We start from the raw sequence: 16957 nt of genomic DNA, 5'->3' as shown, positions 1-16957 counted from the left end.
TTCACTAATGATAGAAGGCAGGGATGAACAATTTGAATATAACCCATAACATTTGTAACAAAAAAGGAAGCACACTCGTAGAAGTCATTGCATCCTTTGTCATATTAGTCATTCTATTAGTGTCATTTTTCACACTTTTTATTCAAACAAAACAAACGACAAAATCTTCAGAGACAATCATTGATGCAACATACGTTGCGCAAACGGAGATGGAGAATTTCTATAGCGTCAGTAAAAAATATACTTTTAACCATAAAGAAGATGGCATTACAAGTCTACACTATCAAAATGCATCTTGTGCAAATACTTATTTTAAAGAAGACGCTCAATATCCTAGCTATACGATTGCATTACAACTAGCTCAAAATGTCCAATTCCCCTCTAAACTTTCCGATATGACGATTACTGTTTATGATAAAAAAACGTTAGAAAATCCCGATGCTGTCTGTGGTAATCCTCAAAACTATAAAGCGATTATGCAAAACGTCATTGAATGGAAGGCGGGATCGTAATGAAAGGCAAAGAAATTTTGAAACATCAAAGAGGAATGACACTTGTTGAAACAGTGGCAGTGCTTGTGGTTATTGGTTTTTTGTCACTGCTTATCCTAAGTTTACTTACAAAAAGTGTCGATCATTATGATGTTCAGTTAACTGAAAATCATCAATTGAGTGATATATCTTATGTTTTTAAAATCATTACAAAGGAAATTCGAAAGACAACTGCAAATAACATACAGCCAATTACTAATGGCATAAAAATTGACAATGTAAATTACCAATTAGATAAATCCAATCACACTATTTATAAATTTAATGGCGCTCCAAATACCTTTACAACAAATGATGAAATTCTAGCAAAACAAATTGATACTTTTACTGTAAATCAAAATAACAATACTTGGCATATTTCCATAAAAAAATTAGATAGTAATAAAGAATTATCAACCACTATTGTATCGAGGAGTGAGGATTGATGAAAAAATTGCTATATTTAAAATCATATTTAAATAATAAACACGGTTATACACTTATCATTGCAGTTCTCACTTTAGTAGTAATTTCTATACTTGGATTAGGTCTAATGGGAACTTCTGCAACTACATTAAAACAGGCAGATCATGAGCGTTCGGATCAATCTGCCTACTATATTGCAGAAGCCGGAATTGTTCAAACCAAATCAAAATTAGATACAATCGTCAACAATGCATATGATCAAACCAAAAATGAATATGATAATCTTACAACTGAGCAAAAGATAAATTATAATTTTGAACAACAGTTTTATACAATTGTTGAAAATAACATTCGACTTTCTACTTATATATTTGACAATTTTGATAAAAATTTTAACGAACAGCCCACTGCAACTGTTACAGTAAGCCGTATTAATAATAGTTTTCCTATACAATACGATATTTTATCAGTTGGAAAAATCGGAAAGAATAAACGAACACTTTCACAAAACTACACAGTTACTTTAAATGCAAATATCACTGAAAAGCAAGAAACGAAAAGCAATAAATATGCAGTACATGTTTCCAATACTCTTAAACTATCAGGTAGTGCAAATATTTTTGATGGAGAAGTTGCTACTGAATCAAGTGATATAAAAAACATTTCAATACCTGATTACTATACAGAAAAGCCCAAAATTAATATCACAACTCCTATTGAAATTTCATTACCTCCATTTCCCGATAATGACTTTTCGATATTAGAGCAATTACCTTATCCAGCAAACAAAGTAGTTCAAAAAAACCAATATGAATCTGCATTTGTTATAAAAAATCATGATTTATTGATTACTCATTATCTTACAAATGGCTATCAACTTGATATGACTACAGATATGAAATTTGATAACATCATTTTAAATAGTAATTACACACTGGTCATCAATGTAGGAAATACAGATAAAAAAATTCTCGTCAACCATTTAGATGTTACGAATGGGCATATTAAAATAATAGGTTCTGGTAAGCTAACTTTTTACGTAGAAAATCAAATAACAACTGGTAGTGGTAGTACTATTAATAGCCAATATATAGATAAAGATATATATGATAATAGCTCACCAGGTGATATTTCCAAATTAAAAATTTACTATAAAGGAAAAAACGCAGTGGATATGGATGGTGCACAAAAAATATATGGATCTCTTTATGCACAACAAGCTGATGTTCACATTACTGCTGGAGCTGGATTCCAAGGGGATATTTATACTGGTGGGCAAAATGTAAGCGTTAGTGGCGGTACAAATGTCTATTCTCAAATTTTTCTTGCACCCCATGCGAATTTTTCATTATCTGGTGGTGGAAAAATTAAAGGCACCATTATTTCCAACTCTTTTGAAGCTAGTGGTGGCTCATCCGTTTTTTATGATCCAACAAACTCTGTTGGCGGTACAACGACTATTAAAATTTATGGAGATGCTAATAAGTTAACAACTGTGGGAGATATGATTGAAAAGTAGAATGTTAATTTTTGTATTTGTTAGCAACAATTAAACAAATATTTTCATAAAAAAATGAAGAATATTGAATAACAGTATTCTTCATTTTTTGTAAAATTTATTTAACCCATAATAAGTAAATTCTATTATTGCTTATAGCATCAATACCCGGCAACCCTATTTCTTCCCTTTTTCTTCGCGCCGATATACATGGCCTGATCAGCATTTCGTAGTAGCGCTGGAGCATCATCGGTGTCTTCAAGTGCAGCAGATACACCTATACTTGCTGTTACATGGACAACTAAGTGTGTGACATTTTCCATCAAATCAGGTGTGATTTCAAATGGTTGTTGTTCAATGGTCTTGCGTAGATGTTCTGCAATATGAAGTGCTGCTGCTTTTGAATAGCCTGGCAAAAGAATGACGAACTCTTCTCCTCCATACCTAGCGATTGTGCCATGCTCACCGATTTCTCTTCGTAAAATGTCTGCAATTCCGCATAGGATATCATTGCCACTTTGATGACCATAATTATCATTGATCTTTTTAAAATAATCGATATCTAACATGACTAACGATAAATTAGAAATCATTCTTCTTTTCAATTGCTCCATCGTGATGGTCAAATGCTCATCAAAATACCTATAATTATATAATCCCGTTAAGCCACAGCGCTCACTCTTATGCTTCGCCTTTTCTACATATCTTGCTTTTTCTAAAGAAACCGTAAAATACGAACAAACGAGTTCGAGGATTTTCACCTGATAATCCTTAAAGAAGTTTTTCTTTTTAGATGTTAATATGAGAATCCCTTCCATTTCGTGATTTCTTGAGAGAGGCAATACTAAAATGCTTTGAGTATCAGGGAGCAAATAGTCGCTAGATTTTGATTCCCATTCCATTCGCCTCTTAAATTTAATTTTTTCTTCTGTATATAATGTTTCCTCTAATATCCCCTTGCTAAGTTCTTTATGTGTGACGTTTTTCATGATCGTTTGTCCATTTTCATAAGCTTTCAAAATAGAAAGGATTCCCGTTTGTTTTCGACGATCGATCATATAAAACCCATCAATTGATACCATTTTCGGCACTTGTTCCATAAATAAGTCGAGTGTTTCTTCTGAACTTAGCCGATCAGCCAATTGGTGACCGAAATGAGCAGCTTCAGAAAGTTCCTTATTCAATTTATTGGAGATTCCATAAAGCTGTAAAAGTTTTGTTGAAATATAAAAAGGAATGCCTAATAATATGATGGCGATAATCCCGACATACTCACATAAAAAGTACAAGCTAATCCCCATTGGCAGTACATAGCAACCTATCAAATAATCCCAAGCATCTTCCATCGTAAAGAATGGTGTTCTGTTGCCTAATAAAAAACCACTTAGTTTTATAAGTGTGTGATTTACCCCATTATTCACCAAAATATAAAGCAATCCATAACCAACCATATGTATAGGGTCAATGGAATGAATAGTCCCTCCTAATTTCAAAAAGACAAAACCACTGATAAATGACACCATTAAAAACATCATTGAATTCCAGGGAATCCGATAAATATCTTGCCGGGTTAATTTTAAGCGATAAATCAATGGTATGATGGCGATCTGAGACACAATGATTTCTATAAATAAGCCAAATCTTAAAAATACAGCAAGACCTACCCACTGAATCAAAAAATAAGGTACTCCATTAATATTGGCTGGACAGGAAGCTGTCACAAGTCCTAAAATGGTCAATCCTATCAGTAAAGGCCAATCTATATTGAAAGCAGGGGGAAATTGGACATAAATCGCATAAATACTTATAGGTACTAATGCAATCCATGAGATGAAGATCAACACTTGAAAACCAATTGTCTTTTCCATACTTTTCACCCTGCTTTTTTAAATTTATAATGTAAATTATACCAAAATATACTCATATTTCAATATAAAAATTTAGTACTTTTAAACCTTGTTAATAGTGCTTTCCTCCACTGTGTTAATAAATAAAGTGATCCTGTCATGATAACAATGCTTGTTTCATCTAGCTTTTCATCAATTATACGAATGATATCTTCATCTGATACGCGCTTATTTTTACTGTGACTTATGTCATAGATCATTTCAGCAGGCATTGCTCTTTCATTGTCCACATCCACAAAAGTAAAACTAGTACCTATTTCTTCTAATAACCTTAAAACACCTTCTATATTTTTATCCTTTAGCATTCCTACTATAAAATGAATCTTTTTTCCTGGAAATTCTTCCTTAATCGACTTAATTAGCGCTTTTGCGCTGGCAGGATTATGGGCACCATCAATATATAGATTTGGGACTATTTTCTCGAATCTCCCGGCTAAATGAGCCTCATGTATACCTTTTTGCAGCTTTGTCGAGTCGATTTTAATATTTTTCTCCCCTGCAAATAATGTAAAGGCAGTAATAGCAAGTGCCATATTACTTCTTTGGTGAGCGCCTGGCATGATGCGTTTTAAGTTCGTAAATTCGTAATTCGGATTGATGTATGTTTCACCATCTTTAGTTGTTTCTACTGAAAAATCTTTATTAAACACATAGAGGGGCGCATGTTGTTTTGTCGCTTCTTCTTTAAAAACTTCCATTGCTTCAGTTGGAAGAGCACCTGTCACAATAGGTCTGTCTTTTTTAATAATGCCTGATTTGTGATAAGCGATTTTCCTCAATGTATCGCCCAAGAAATTGGTATGTTCTAACGCAATGCTTGGTACAACTGAAACAACAGGGATCATCACATTTGTACAATCAAAACGGCCGCCCATTCCACATTCGATGATCGCAATATCAGGTTGGAATCGACTGAAGGCGAGAAAAGCTGCCACTGTGAGAAGTTCAAAATCAGTCAATTTCCCATCTAGCCCTGCATCATGCATGATTTGAAAAACGGCATTCATTTCTTTCGGCGTTATTGGTTTTTCATTAAGCTGGATTTGATCATGAACATCCTCAATACAAGGAGACATGAATGTTGCTGTTTTTAATCCATGCTGTTGAGCAATATGTTCAATAAAGGTAACGGTAGAACCTTTGCCATTTGTTCCTGCTAAATGAATAACAGGAAGATCGTTTTGCGGATTTTTTACTAATGCCAATGCTTCTGTCATTGCATCTAGTCCTGGTTTGATCGCTGAATCACTTAAAATATGCCAGCGTTTTTTATATTCATCTAATTTAGGAATCATTTTAACACTCCATCCTATATATTCAATCATTTTCGTGCTAAACTTTTATTTATCCCACATTAACAGGAAGACCCCACTTTAAGGTCCCAATAAAAAGAAAGAAATAAGTGTGGAAACAGCTGCCTGTATAAGCCTGATCGGTTCAACTAGTCATACACAGTAGAAATGGAAAAAATATCTACTGTATGAAATTTTACTTTATTATTATAGCACTCACTTGTATGAAGGGGATTTTATAATGAAAACATGTTGGATTATTTACAATGGTAGTCTTATCAATGATAAATTTCTCGACCAAGCCAGATTAATGGCTGAAGCTTGTGAACAACTAAATGTTCAACCAACTATTTTAAAGAACTATGAAATCATGATGAAGCTAGATGAAAAGCTTCAAAACAAACCTGATTTCGTTATCTTTTTGGATAAAGATATTTTACTTGCTACTTATTTAAAAAATTGTGGAATTCCTGTATTCAATGATCCTGAAGTGATTGAAACCTGCGACAACAAAGCAAAGCAATACATACAATTGGCAAAGGCTCATGTGCCAATGCCTACTACAATTATCGCACCCAAGGTCTATCCCAAGTTTACGATTCGTGACAGTGGCTATTTCGAAAATGTCTTACATACATTGGGGCTACCAATGATTATAAAAGAAGGACATGGCTCATTTGGGATGAATGTATATTTGATCCATACGGAAGAGGAATTCTATGAGAAAGTAGATGCCCTACGAGGTGTAGATTTTGTCTTCCAGCAGTTTGTCGCTTCAAGTCGTGGTCGTGATATTCGTGTGAATATTATTGGGGACGAAATCATTGCCTCTATGTATCGCCATTCTGAAACGGATTTTCGTGCCAATATTACAAATGGCGGTCATGCCGAAAAAATCATGTTGACTGATACCCAAAAAGAAGTGGCTATTCAAGCAGCCAAAGCTGTAGGAGCTGAATTTGCTGGTGTGGATTTGCTATTTGGTCCCGATGAGGCGCCGATTGTGTGTGAAGTCAATGCCGCTGCACATATCCGAAATCTGTATAATGTGACAGGTATTAATGTAGGTGTAGCATTCGTCGAATATATTTTAAAGAAAATCGGGTGACACGATGAAACATGCTTATCTCATATATGAACAACAGGATGTAGAGAAAAATAAGTATTTTATCGAGGAAATGATTGAAACGGCTAAAAAGTATGACATAGCACTTTCATTCATCACTGATGATGAAGTAGATGGACAGTTGCAGTTTGAAAACTATACAATCGATCCATTATCATTTGTCTGGAATCGTACGCGCAATTCTCAAATAGCCAAAAAGTTGGAGCGAGCAGGCATTAAAGTTTTCAATAATTCATTTGTCAATGGCATTGCGAATAATAAAAAAAGGACTCTTCAATTTGGAAAATTACATGGCATTCCTTCTGTCCCTATTTTGTCGGAAGACCCAATCAACAACTTTCCAGTTATCATCAAAACCATTGATGGACATGGCGGCAAAGAGGTAGCATTATGCTCAGATGAAAATGAATTAAAAAAACATCAGCATATATGGAGCAATCGCCAAACGATTATCCAACCCTACATCGAAACAAAGGCTACGGATGTTCGTGTATGGGTGCTTGGTTCAACCATCATCGGCGCTGTCAAACGCATAGGCAGTCACGATTTCCGCTCCAACTATACTTTAGGAGGAACAATCGAAAAATATCCATTAAATGCTCTTCAACAACAACATGTTCTTCAGCTACAAAAAGCATTGAAAAGCGATTACATCGGCATCGACTTTTTATTATTACCAAACGGCGACTGGCTTTTAAATGAAATCGAGGATCCCGTCGGCGCCAGATCTTTTTATCAATTATATAACGAAGAATTACCTACATTGATCATGGAATATTTTGCAGAAAATTTATAGTTATCATCATACTGATTTGGTTGGTTAAAGATAAAGAATTCATTTAGAAGAGTTTTAGGTGAGGCCTTGTATTTTTATTTTCCATGGATGGAATTTCTCCTTCCGTGGATTGGAGCCTTTCTTCCGTGGATGGAACCCCTCCTTCCGTGGATGGGACCCCTCCTTCCGTGGATAGAACCTCTCCTTCCGTGGATAGAACCTCTCCTTCCGTGGATAGAACCTCTCCTTCCGTGGATAGAACTCTTCCTTCCGTGGATAGAACCCCTCCTTCCGTGGATAGAGCCTTTCTTCCATGGATGGAACTCCTCCTTCCGTGGATTGGAACCCCTCCTTCCGTGGATTGGAACCCCTCCTTCCGTGGATGGGACTCTTTCTTCCGTGGATAGAACCTCTCCTTCCGTGGATGGGACTCTTTCTTCCGTGGATAGAACCTCTCCTTCCGTGGATGGAACCTCTCCTTCCGTGGATGGAACCCCTCCTTCCGTGGATAGAACTCCTCCTTCCTCTTCTATAAATTGAGCCTCCTTTTCCGTAAATCAATTCAAACTTTTTAAGATAAAGCCTATATTTTATCAGCAAATGAAGTCTTATCTTCCCCATAAAAAAATCGTCGAAGTCCATTCATAAAGACTTCGACGATTTTATTGATCTTGCATTAACAGGGAAAATCCCCATTTCTAAAGACGTTTAATTCTGCTCGATTGCTTTCGCTGACACCTATTGAAAATCTCTATAATAAGCGTAGTCCCACTTTCAAATTACATGTTTTTCAATTCGGTAATGCGTTTTTCAACAGTTGCAAATTTTTCAAGATAATCTGCTTCTTTTGCGCGTTCTGTAGCAACGACTGCTTCTGGGGCTTTGGAAACAAAACGTTCATTACTTAGTTTTCCTTGAACACGTTTTACTTCCTTATCCCATTTTTCAAGTTCGTGCGTCAAACGTTCAATTTCCGCTTTTACATCGATTAAACCTTCAAGTGGTAAGAATAATTCAGCACCTGATACGACAGCTGACATCGTTTTCACCGTAGGCTGTGAATTTTCACCTAATGTAAGTGTTTCAGGATTACAGAATTTTTCGATATACGCTTTATTAGCCTCTAGAACGGCAAGTGTTGCTTGATCTTTTGCAGAAATATACATTGGCACTTTTTTACTCATTGGTGTATTTACTTCTGCACGAATATTCCGTACTGCACGGATGATATCCATCAATAATTTCATGTCTTGTGATTGTTGATCGAAAATATATTCTTGTTTTACTACAGGCCATGAAGCTTGAGTGATCGATACACCATCATGAGGTAAGTTTTGCCAAATTTCTTCTGTCACAAATGGCATTAATGGATGTAATAGACGCATTGTATTGTCTAAAACATAAGCAAGTACAGAACGAGTCGTTTTCTTGGCTGCTTCATCTTCACCGTAAAGCGGTAGTTTGGCCATTTCAATGTACCAGTCACAGAAATCGTCCCAGATAAAGTTGTGTAGATGACGGCCAACTTCACCGAATTCATACTTATCGGCAAGTCGAGTTACTTCTTCAATTGTTTCATTTAAACGTGTCAAAATCCATTTATCCGCAACTGATTTTTCACCTGAAAGATCGATCTCATCGTATTTTAAGCCATCCATATTCATCAATGCAAAACGTGATGCATTCCAGATTTTGTTAGCAAAGTTCCAAACAGCTTCTACTTTTTCAGTGGTGTAACGTAAATCTTGCCCTGGAGATGAACCAGTTGCCAAGAAGTAACGCAATGAATCTGCACCGTATTTTTCGATAACATCCATTGGATCGACACCATTGCCAAGGGATTTAGACATTTTACGTCCTTCACCATCACGTACCAAGCCATGAATGAGTACATCTTTGAAAGGGCGTTCCCCTGTAAACTCAAGACCTTGGAAAATCATACGGGATACCCAGAAGAAAATAATATCATACGCTGTTACTAAGGTATCTGTTGGATAGTAGCGTTTAAAATCGGTTGCTTCTGTATCAGGCCATCCCATTGTAGAAAAAGGCCACAATGCAGATGAAAACCAAGTATCTAGTACGTCTTCATCACGCGTCCAGTTTTCTTCATCAGCTGGTGCTTCTTTTCCTACGTAAATTTCACCTGTTTCTTTATGATACCAAGCTGGAATTTGGTGACCCCACCATAATTGACGAGAAATACACCAATCATGAACATTTTCCATCCAGCGAGAATACGTGTTTTCAAAACGGTTTGGTACAAAGTTTACTTTTTCTGTTTCTTTTTGTTGAAGCGCTAATGCCGCTTTTGCAAGAGGCTCCATTTTAACAAACCATTGTGCGGATAGATAAGGTTCTACAACAACACCCGTGCGTTCAGAGTGACCAACAGAGTGCATATATGGTTCGATGCGGATCAATACACCCATTTCTTGTAGGTCTTTGACGATTTGTTTACGACATTCAAAACGATCCATGCCTTGATATTTGCCAGCGTTTTCGTTCATCGTACCGTCTTCGTTCATCACGATAATCCGTTCTAAATTGTGGCGATTCCCTACTTCAAAGTCATTAGGATCATGCGCAGGAGTCATTTTAACAACACCTGTACCGAATTCCATATCGACATAATCATCTGCTACAATCGGAAGCTCCCGACCTACGATTGGAAGAATAGCGGTTTTACCAACTAAATGTGCATAGCGTTCATCTTTTGGATTGACAGCGATACCTGTATCACCAAGCATGGTTTCTGGACGTGTTGTAGCGATTTCGAGTTTGCCAGAACCATCAGCTAAAGGATATTCCATATGATAGAATGCCCCTTCGATATCTTTATAAATAACTTCGATGTCAGATAGGGCTGTTTTGGCTTGTGGATCCCAGTTGATAATACGTTTACCACGATAAATTAGACCTTTTTCATATAATCTGACGAATACTTCTTTTACTGCATCAGAAAGACCTTCATCAAGGGTGAAGCGTTCACGAGAATAGTCAAGAGCTAAACCTAATTTCGCCCATTGCCGACGAATTGTACCCGCGTATTCTTCTTTCCATTGCCATGTTTTTTCGAGGAATTTTTCGCGTCCTATGTCATAACGAGAAACGCCTTCTTCACGGAGCTTTGCTTCTACCTTTGCTTGTGTTGCAATACCTGCATGATCCATCCCTGGTAACCAAAGAGCATCATAACCTTGCATGCGTTTCATACGAATCAAGATATCTTGTAGTGTCGTATCCCAGGCGTGACCTAAATGTAATTTACCAGTTACATTTGGTGGTGGAATAACAATAGAATATGGTTGTTTTCCACTTTCAGGTTGTGCTTTAAAAAATTCGCCTTTCAGCCACCAATCATAGCGACCTTGTTCAATCGACTGTGGATCGTATTTTGTAGGCATTGATGTATTTTGTTCAGTCAATCGTATGACCTCCTTTAATTATCTTGTTATTCGATAAAGTGAAGCTTCCTTCCATCAGCGGGGATTTTCTTCATCCCCCACTGAAATAGAGGAACTCAGGTTAAAAGCGCCACGTCCTGTGGCAACACCTGAGTGACCAACATCCTGTTTGCCCGAACCAATCGGGCGCATGCGGCAGTTCATCCCCCATCATCTTCTCGTTTCTCTCTAAACCTTGAGATGGGGTCTTACTGCCCGAATTGGACCTTTATAGGTGGTGGACCTCCATTCTTCCTGCTTGTGATTAAAGTCTTGAAACAGGAAATCTTACTGCCCGTTAATACAGGACAAAGTAATCGGGGGAAGATAAATAAAAAACCTTCACCCTAAACAAAGGGCGAAGGTTCTATTCGCGGTACCACCTTAATTTCAGCCAATATGAGCTGACACTTCATCGGATAACGGCTTTATCACACCGGTTTCTGCTACTTCGTTTGTTCACAGAAACTGCTCCAGGGCTACCTTCAAACGTCTACTTGAGAAACTCGCACCAACCGTTTCCTCTCTAACAAGTAGGAGCGTTCTACTCCTCCCCTTCTTCGCATATATATAGCTATATTTATTTTACCGAATACGACATTATTTTTCAAGTTTTTCAATACATCATTTCATCACCATTATTCGATCTACAAGTTATTTGATTTCCTACAGATGAAATAATATTTATAACTTTAACGACAAAAACCCATTCCTAGCAACATATACTACTAGGAATGGATTTTTCATTTCAAAAAGAAAGGAGATTCAATAATGAAAAGAGGACGTTACAATCCTTATTTACTTCCCCCTTGGTTACGTAAGACGAGGTTTTACTGTAAAAATATCATCTTACCTTTATCCTGTTTTCAATTCATACGGGTCATTATTGTCCCAACAACTTTAGATGTTGTCCTCCTCTTAATCTTTATATTACTTTGGTATTTATTATTTACGGATATCATTTAATGGAATCTCAACCGTCGTATAATGTTCTTCTAAATTCCATAAAAATTCACTTAAGATAGATTCTTCCGAATTTGATTCTATAGGAGTTTCTAAAAGATCAGCTGAAGTTGTACTTTCAGTAGATTGTACTAAGATCTCTGGTTGCTCCTTTTTCACTTCATCATAGTGACAATCTACTTGATAGTTAACGTGGCAAATTCCATCGTCTTGTAATTCCACCTTAACATCTCGCGCATCTAATTGAATAGATGATTGCACTACTTCCTTTGGTAGACTCACATCAAAAGCAATCGCATATTCGAAATATCCTTTGTCGTCTCGCCATTCCACATCGTCTATTAATGTACAATCATTTGATAATTGTTTCGCTCTTTCCTTTTCTTTATCAAATTCTAAATAAGCTGATACATGATAAATTCCGGAAACTTGGAGCGATAAATCATCTATTTGTTGTTCCCAACGTGGAACCACTTTAATCTCTTCTGTTTTTACTGGGCGGCCATACGCTTCAGGAAAAATAAATGACTCATTTATTTCCCAGGTAATGTTTGACACTCCGACATCCCTCCTCTATCTTCATATATATGCAGAAAAAATTTTAAAAAGAACTTCTACTAAAGAGGGAATTTGTCCGAGTGCTATTTTATTATTGAAGTTATTTTAAAATATCATTACAGCGTGTCGATGAGGAAAAATGAGGATGAATATTTGATGTAATCCTAAAAAATTCTATATCTTATGGATAAAATGAGATCATTAACACACCTAATATGATCATTCGATTTCTTATTATAAAGAAAACTTTGCACAGCGTAATCTTCTTGATCCTTCCCCGCTGCGTATAAGCTGTTAAACTGAAAAACACAGAACGCTCGTTTAGGGCATTCTGTGTTTTCATTGTTTTCATTTATCAAAAGACAAACCCAAACTAAACTCATTTCCCTAAAAAAGGAATAAATTTTTGCTTCTGTCCTTTGTTGTGCTTAAGTAAACTCAAACCTTTTTCCAAATATCCGTTATGATCTATCTAGCCAATTTCTTGAATACCTTTTGGAACGCTTCTACTGTTTTAGCAATATGTTCTTCTGTATGTGCTGTTGAGAAGAATACGCATTCGAATTGAGATGGTGGAAGGAAGATTCCTTCTTCAGCCATTAATGCATAGTAATCTGCGAATAATTGCAAATCAGCCGTTTTAGCTGTTTCAAAGTTGATCACTTTTTCGTTTGTTAAGAAGTAGCCAATCATAGAACCTACTCGGTTTACAGTATGAGGAATATTATATGTTTCAGCTGCTTCACGGAAACCAGCTTCTAATTGGTCCCCCAATTTTTTAAAGTATTCATATGATGCTGGTGTTACATGATTCAATGTTTCAAGACCAGCAGCCATTGCTAATGGGTTACCAGAAAGTGTACCGGCTTGATAAATCGGACCAGCTGGTGCCACATGTTCCATAATTTCACGACGACCACCGAAAGCGCCCACTGGAAGACCACCACCGATTACCTTTCCCAAGCATGTAAGATCTGGCGTAATCCCAAGATAGCCTTGTGCGCAGTTAAAACCTACACGGAAACCTGTCATCACTTCATCAAAGATCAATAGTGAACCAGCTTTTGTCGTAATATCTCGTAAACCCTCTAAGAAACCTGGTAGTGGAGGAACACAGCCCATATTACCTGCAACTGGTTCTACAATAATAGCTGCAATATCTTCACCATATTTGTCAAACACTTGTTGTACAGCTGCTAAATCATTGTAAGGAACTGTTAAAGTATTTTGAGCAATCCCCATCGGAACCCCAGGACTGTCAGGTAAACCAAGTGTTGCAACACCTGAACCTGCTTTGATCAGCAAAGAATCACCATGACCGTGATAAGAGCCTTCGAATTTAAGGATTTTATCACGTCCTGTATAGCCACGTGCTACACGAATCGCACTCATTGTGGCTTCAGTACCTGATGAAACCATACGTACCATTTCCACTGATGGTACACGTTCGATCACTTCTTTTGCTAATTCGTTTTCGACAACAGTGGATGCCCCAAAGCTTGTACCTGTTTCTGCGACTCGTTTGATAGCCGCTACAACATCCGGATGAGTATGACCAATAATAAGTGGTCCCCATGATAATACATAATCTATATAGTCATTGCCATCTACATCTGTAATGATAGCCCCATGGCCTTTTTCCATTACGATAGGATCCATGTTTACAGCATTAAATGCACGAACAGGACTGTTGACCCCACCTGGCATTAAATTGATTGCTTCAGCAAATGCTGCTTTTGATTTTTCATGTGAACGAGTCATTGCTTATTTTTCCTCCATCCATCGAATTGCATCTTTTGCATGATAAGTAATGATTAAATCTGCTCCTGCACGTTTCATACCTGTTAATGTTTCGAGAACAACTTGCTTTTCATCGATCCAGCCATTCTGTGCCGCCGCTTTCACCATTGCATATTCACCACTTACATTATAGGCAACGATCGGTAAATCATAGTTGTTACGAACATCACGAACAATATCTAGGTATGCTAATGCCGGTTTGACGATTAAGAAATCTGCTCCTTCTTCTACATCGCTTGTAGCTTCACGCATAGCTTCATAACGATTTGACGGATCCATTTGATATGTTTTACGATCACCAAATTTAGGCGCTCCATCTGCCGCATCACGGAATGGACCGTAGTATGCAGATGCATATTTCACAGCGTAAGACATAATCGGAACATCTTCAAAGCCAGCTTCATCTAATCCTTTACGGATCGCAGCCACAAAGCCATCCATCATATTAGACGGCGCAATAATATCTGCACCGGCTTGTGCTTGTGACACAGCTGTTTTTGCAAGGATATCTAATGAAGGATCATTTAAAATTTTATGATCTTCTGATACGACTCCGCAATGACCATGGGAAGTAAATTCACATAGGCAAGTATCTGCGACAACAACAATATCAGGATAATCTTTTTTGATCAAACGAGTTGCTTCTTGAACGATTCCATGATTATGGAAAGCTTGTGTTCCCACTTCATCTTTTTCAGCAGGAAGTCCAAAAAGGATCACAGATGGAATACCTAAAGATACAACTTCATCCATTTCCTCACCTAAACGGTCTAGCGAAAATTGATAAACTCCTGGCATTGAAGGTACAGGATTTTTAATATTTTCTCCATCAATTACAAAAATAGGATAGATGAAATCTTCTTTGTGTAAGTGTGTTTCTTTCACCATTGCACGCATCGTTGCAGATTGGCGTAAACGTCGGTGTCTTTTAAAATTCAAGTCTGTCATGATTCAAGTTCCCTTCTTTAGCCAGTTCTTCAATAATGGCCATCATTGTATATTTTTCTGGTTTTACATCTACCTGAGCACCCACATGTTGTATTGCCCTTTCCGTTACATGACCGATTGCTGCGATTTGAAAACCTTTCCACCCTGTTGTAGGCGCTATATGCTTTGCAAAAACATCTACTGCAGATGGACTTGCAAAGATCACAGTAACAGGTGCTGATTGTTCGACCAATTTTTTCATCGCAGAAACATGTTCAGTCGTTTGAATGGTCTCGTAAACCGTCCATTCCTCTACCGGAAAAGGTAACCCCTCTTTTATAGTAGCTTTTGCTAAACTACCTTTCAAGAATAGACAACTTTTTAATGGTCCCACATGATTGGGGAATTCTTTCACGAAAATATCTGCACTATATGTAGAAGGCATAAAATCGATTGTAAATCCTAGTTTTTGAAGTGCTTGTGCTGTTTTCTCTCCAACTACGGCAATTTTTGCCCTACAATTTTCTTTTGCCTTGTTCAATCGTTTTAGTTTGTTTGAAAATGCTTGTACCGCATTTTGACTGGTGAAAATCAGCCATTCGCTACTGAAGGCACGGTGCAACATTATACTATCTTCAGGTGTCTCGATTTCATGAACAGTAATAAGCGGTAAGTAATGTACTGTACCGCCTAAAGCTGTTATTTTGGAAAACACTGAATCCGTCATTTTCGTACCAGTTAGCACAATTTGTCGTCCTTGTAATGGCAAATTACTTGGCATCTTGCTCAGCCTTCACTTTTTGTATCAATTCATAAGCGCCTTGTTCTGTAAGCTTAGCTGCGACTTCTTTTCCTGCTAAGGATGCATCCTCTGAAGTGAATGCTTCTTTATAGAAAACAGAAGCGTCGGGTGCTGCTACTAAACCATTGAAGCAAACTGTTCCTTCCGTATAACGAGCAAACCCAGCGATTGGCACTTGGCAACCGCCATCCATCGCTGCTAAGAATGCACGTTCAGCTTGTGCTTCTTTCCAAGTTGCTTGATCTGTTAGTTTCGCAAGTTCTGCTAGCAATTCTTCATCGTCTCCACGACATTCGATTCCGAGCGCACCTTGACCAACAGCTGGCATACAAATATCAGTTGATAAATATTCTGTAACGACTTCATCATTCCAGCCTAAACGTTTTAAACCTGCCGCCGCTAAAATAATCGCATCGTATTCATCCGTTTCTAATTTTGCCAAACGCGTATCTACATTACCGCGAATCCATTTGATTTCTAAATCGGGACGAGCAAGTAACAATTGAGCACTACGACGTAAACTACTTGTACCGACAACCGCACCCTTAGGAAGATCCGCAAATTTTACATGCCCCTTAGAAATAAATGCATCACGTGGATCTTCACGTTTGGGGATACAGCCAATAACAAGTCCTTCTGGAAGTACTGCTGGCATATCCTTCATGCTATGAACAGCAAAGTCGATTTCTTTATCATATAACTCTTGTTCGATTTCTTTTACGAATAGGCCTTTCCCACCAACTTTGGATAATTGAACATCCAGGATTTTATCACCTTTTGTAACAATCTCCTTCACTTCAAATTCAAATGGTGCACCTGCTTGCTTTAACTGTTCGATAAACCAATTCGTTTGCGTCAAAGCAAGTTTGCTCCTTCTTGAACCTACAATAATTTTACGCACTTACAA

Annotated in this window: 14 protein-coding genes and 1 other annotated feature; of the genes, 5 read left to right on the top strand and 9 right to left on the bottom strand. The window is 37.4% G+C overall.

Annotated features, from left to right (window positions below; all coding sequences use genetic code 11):
* The first annotated feature begins 23 nt into the window (after window positions 1-23).
* Genes FEZ13_RS01490 through FEZ13_RS01480 form a run of 3 tightly spaced genes read left to right on the top strand, consistent with a single transcriptional unit; the run spans window position 24 to window position 2475 of the window.
* Entirely contained in the window at window positions 24-512 is a 489-nt protein-coding gene (locus FEZ13_RS01490; protein WP_146551186.1) for a type IV pilus modification PilV family protein, read from the top strand.
* Window positions 512-976: a type II secretion system protein gene (locus FEZ13_RS01485; protein ID WP_186725718.1), complete on the top strand. Its 465-nt coding sequence runs from the start codon at window positions 512-514 to the stop codon at window positions 974-976. Before FEZ13_RS01490 ends, FEZ13_RS01485 begins: the two co-directional genes overlap by 1 nt.
* Entirely contained in the window at window positions 976-2475 is a 1500-nt protein-coding gene (locus FEZ13_RS01480) for a pilus assembly PilX N-terminal domain-containing protein (RefSeq protein ID WP_146551184.1), read from the top strand. The genes FEZ13_RS01485 and FEZ13_RS01480 overlap by 1 nt, the downstream gene beginning before the upstream one ends.
* Window positions 2476-2615: 140 nt before the next feature.
* On the opposite strand, the gene FEZ13_RS01475 is transcribed toward FEZ13_RS01480, so the two are convergent.
* Both FEZ13_RS01475 and FEZ13_RS01470 read right to left on the bottom strand, forming a co-directional pair.
* Window positions 2616-4322: a sensor domain-containing diguanylate cyclase gene (locus FEZ13_RS01475; RefSeq protein ID WP_146551183.1), complete on the bottom strand. Its 1707-nt coding sequence runs from the start codon at window positions 4320-4322 to the stop codon at window positions 2616-2618.
* Between the two features lie 59 nt (window positions 4323-4381).
* Window positions 4382-5656: a bifunctional folylpolyglutamate synthase/dihydrofolate synthase gene (locus tag FEZ13_RS01470; RefSeq protein WP_146551182.1), complete on the bottom strand. Its 1275-nt coding sequence runs from the start codon at window positions 5654-5656 to the stop codon at window positions 4382-4384.
* Between the two features lie 238 nt (window positions 5657-5894).
* Here FEZ13_RS01470 and FEZ13_RS01465 point away from each other — a divergent pair, with 238 nt between their 5' ends.
* Window positions 5895-6761 (top strand): ATP-grasp domain-containing protein, encoded by an 867-nt coding sequence (locus tag FEZ13_RS01465; RefSeq protein WP_146551181.1) that lies wholly within the window; start codon window positions 5895-5897, stop codon window positions 6759-6761.
* Between the two features lie 4 nt (window positions 6762-6765).
* Window positions 6766-7575: an ATP-grasp domain-containing protein gene (locus FEZ13_RS01460; RefSeq protein ID WP_146551180.1), complete on the top strand. Its 810-nt coding sequence runs from the start codon at window positions 6766-6768 to the stop codon at window positions 7573-7575.
* Window positions 7576-7629: 54 nt separating this feature from the next.
* Here the strand turns inward: FEZ13_RS01460 and FEZ13_RS01455 are convergent, their stop codons facing one another.
* The 7 genes from FEZ13_RS01455 to hemC form a co-directional block, all read right to left on the bottom strand.
* On the bottom strand, window positions 7630-8196 hold the full coding sequence (locus FEZ13_RS01455) for a hypothetical protein (RefSeq protein WP_146551179.1): 567 nt from the start codon (window positions 8194-8196) through the stop codon (window positions 7630-7632).
* A 137-nt stretch (window positions 8197-8333) separates the two neighbouring features.
* Window positions 8334-10961: a valine--tRNA ligase gene (locus FEZ13_RS01450; protein WP_186725858.1), complete on the bottom strand. Its 2628-nt coding sequence runs from the start codon at window positions 10959-10961 to the stop codon at window positions 8334-8336.
* 390 nt (window positions 10962-11351) lie between these two features.
* Window positions 11352-11570 (bottom strand) — a binding site (T-box leader).
* 375 nt (window positions 11571-11945) lie between these two features.
* Entirely contained in the window at window positions 11946-12521 is a 576-nt protein-coding gene (locus FEZ13_RS01440; RefSeq protein WP_146551176.1) for a hypothetical protein, read from the bottom strand.
* Window positions 12522-12989: 468 nt separating this feature from the next.
* Window positions 12990-14282, bottom strand: coding sequence for a glutamate-1-semialdehyde 2,1-aminomutase (gene hemL / locus FEZ13_RS01435; protein ID WP_146551175.1), 1293 nt, complete (start codon window positions 14280-14282; stop codon window positions 12990-12992).
* A gap of 3 nt (window positions 14283-14285) precedes the next feature.
* The gene (gene hemB, locus FEZ13_RS01430) at window positions 14286-15269 is read right to left on the bottom strand and encodes a porphobilinogen synthase (protein ID WP_146551174.1); all 984 of its coding nucleotides are present in this window, start codon (window positions 15267-15269) and stop codon (window positions 14286-14288) included.
* The gene (locus tag FEZ13_RS01425; RefSeq protein ID WP_146551173.1) at window positions 15250-16029 is read right to left on the bottom strand and encodes a uroporphyrinogen-III synthase; all 780 of its coding nucleotides are present in this window, start codon (window positions 16027-16029) and stop codon (window positions 15250-15252) included. The genes hemB and FEZ13_RS01425 overlap by 20 nt, the downstream gene beginning before the upstream one ends.
* Entirely contained in the window at window positions 16019-16951 is a 933-nt protein-coding gene (gene hemC, locus FEZ13_RS01420; protein WP_146551172.1) for a hydroxymethylbilane synthase, read from the bottom strand. Before hemC ends, FEZ13_RS01425 begins: the two co-directional genes overlap by 11 nt.
* Between the last annotated feature and the right edge of the window lie 6 nt (window positions 16952-16957).

The organism is Rummeliibacillus sp. SL167 (assembly GCF_007896505.1).
In the GTDB taxonomy this organism is placed as follows: Bacteria; Bacillota; Bacilli; order Bacillales_A; family Planococcaceae; genus Rummeliibacillus; species Rummeliibacillus suwonensis.
Note: the sequence above shows the minus strand (reverse complement) of the source record. Positions and strands in the feature narration are given on the sequence as shown.

Bases quoted from the DNA above. Each gene is read 5' to 3' on its own strand.
- FEZ13_RS01490 (WP_146551186.1), top strand. From the start codon at position 24: ATGAACAATTTGAATATAACCCATAACATTTGTAACAAAAAAGGAAGC.
- FEZ13_RS01485 (WP_186725718.1), top strand. From the start codon at position 512: ATGAAAGGCAAAGAAATTTTGAAACATCAAAGAGGAATGACACTTGTT.
- FEZ13_RS01480 (WP_146551184.1), top strand. From the start codon at position 976: ATGAAAAAATTGCTATATTTAAAATCATATTTAAATAATAAACACGGT.
- FEZ13_RS01475 (WP_146551183.1), bottom strand. From the start codon at position 4,322: ATGGAAAAGACAATTGGTTTTCAAGTGTTGATCTTCATCTCATGGATT.
- FEZ13_RS01470 (WP_146551182.1), bottom strand. From the start codon at position 5,656: ATGATTCCTAAATTAGATGAATATAAAAAACGCTGGCATATTTTAAGT.
- FEZ13_RS01465 (WP_146551181.1), top strand. From the start codon at position 5,895: ATGAAAACATGTTGGATTATTTACAATGGTAGTCTTATCAATGATAAA.
- FEZ13_RS01460 (WP_146551180.1), top strand. From the start codon at position 6,766: ATGAAACATGCTTATCTCATATATGAACAACAGGATGTAGAGAAAAAT.
- FEZ13_RS01455 (WP_146551179.1), bottom strand. From the start codon at position 8,196: ATGGACTTCGACGATTTTTTTATGGGGAAGATAAGACTTCATTTGCTG.
- FEZ13_RS01450 (WP_186725858.1), bottom strand. From the start codon at position 10,961: ATGCCTACAAAATACGATCCACAGTCGATTGAACAAGGTCGCTATGAT.
- hemL (WP_146551175.1), bottom strand. From the start codon at position 14,282: ATGACTCGTTCACATGAAAAATCAAAAGCAGCATTTGCTGAAGCAATC.
- hemB (WP_146551174.1), bottom strand. From the start codon at position 15,269: ATGACAGACTTGAATTTTAAAAGACACCGACGTTTACGCCAATCTGCA.
- FEZ13_RS01425 (WP_146551173.1), bottom strand. From the start codon at position 16,029: ATGCCAAGTAATTTGCCATTACAAGGACGACAAATTGTGCTAACTGGT.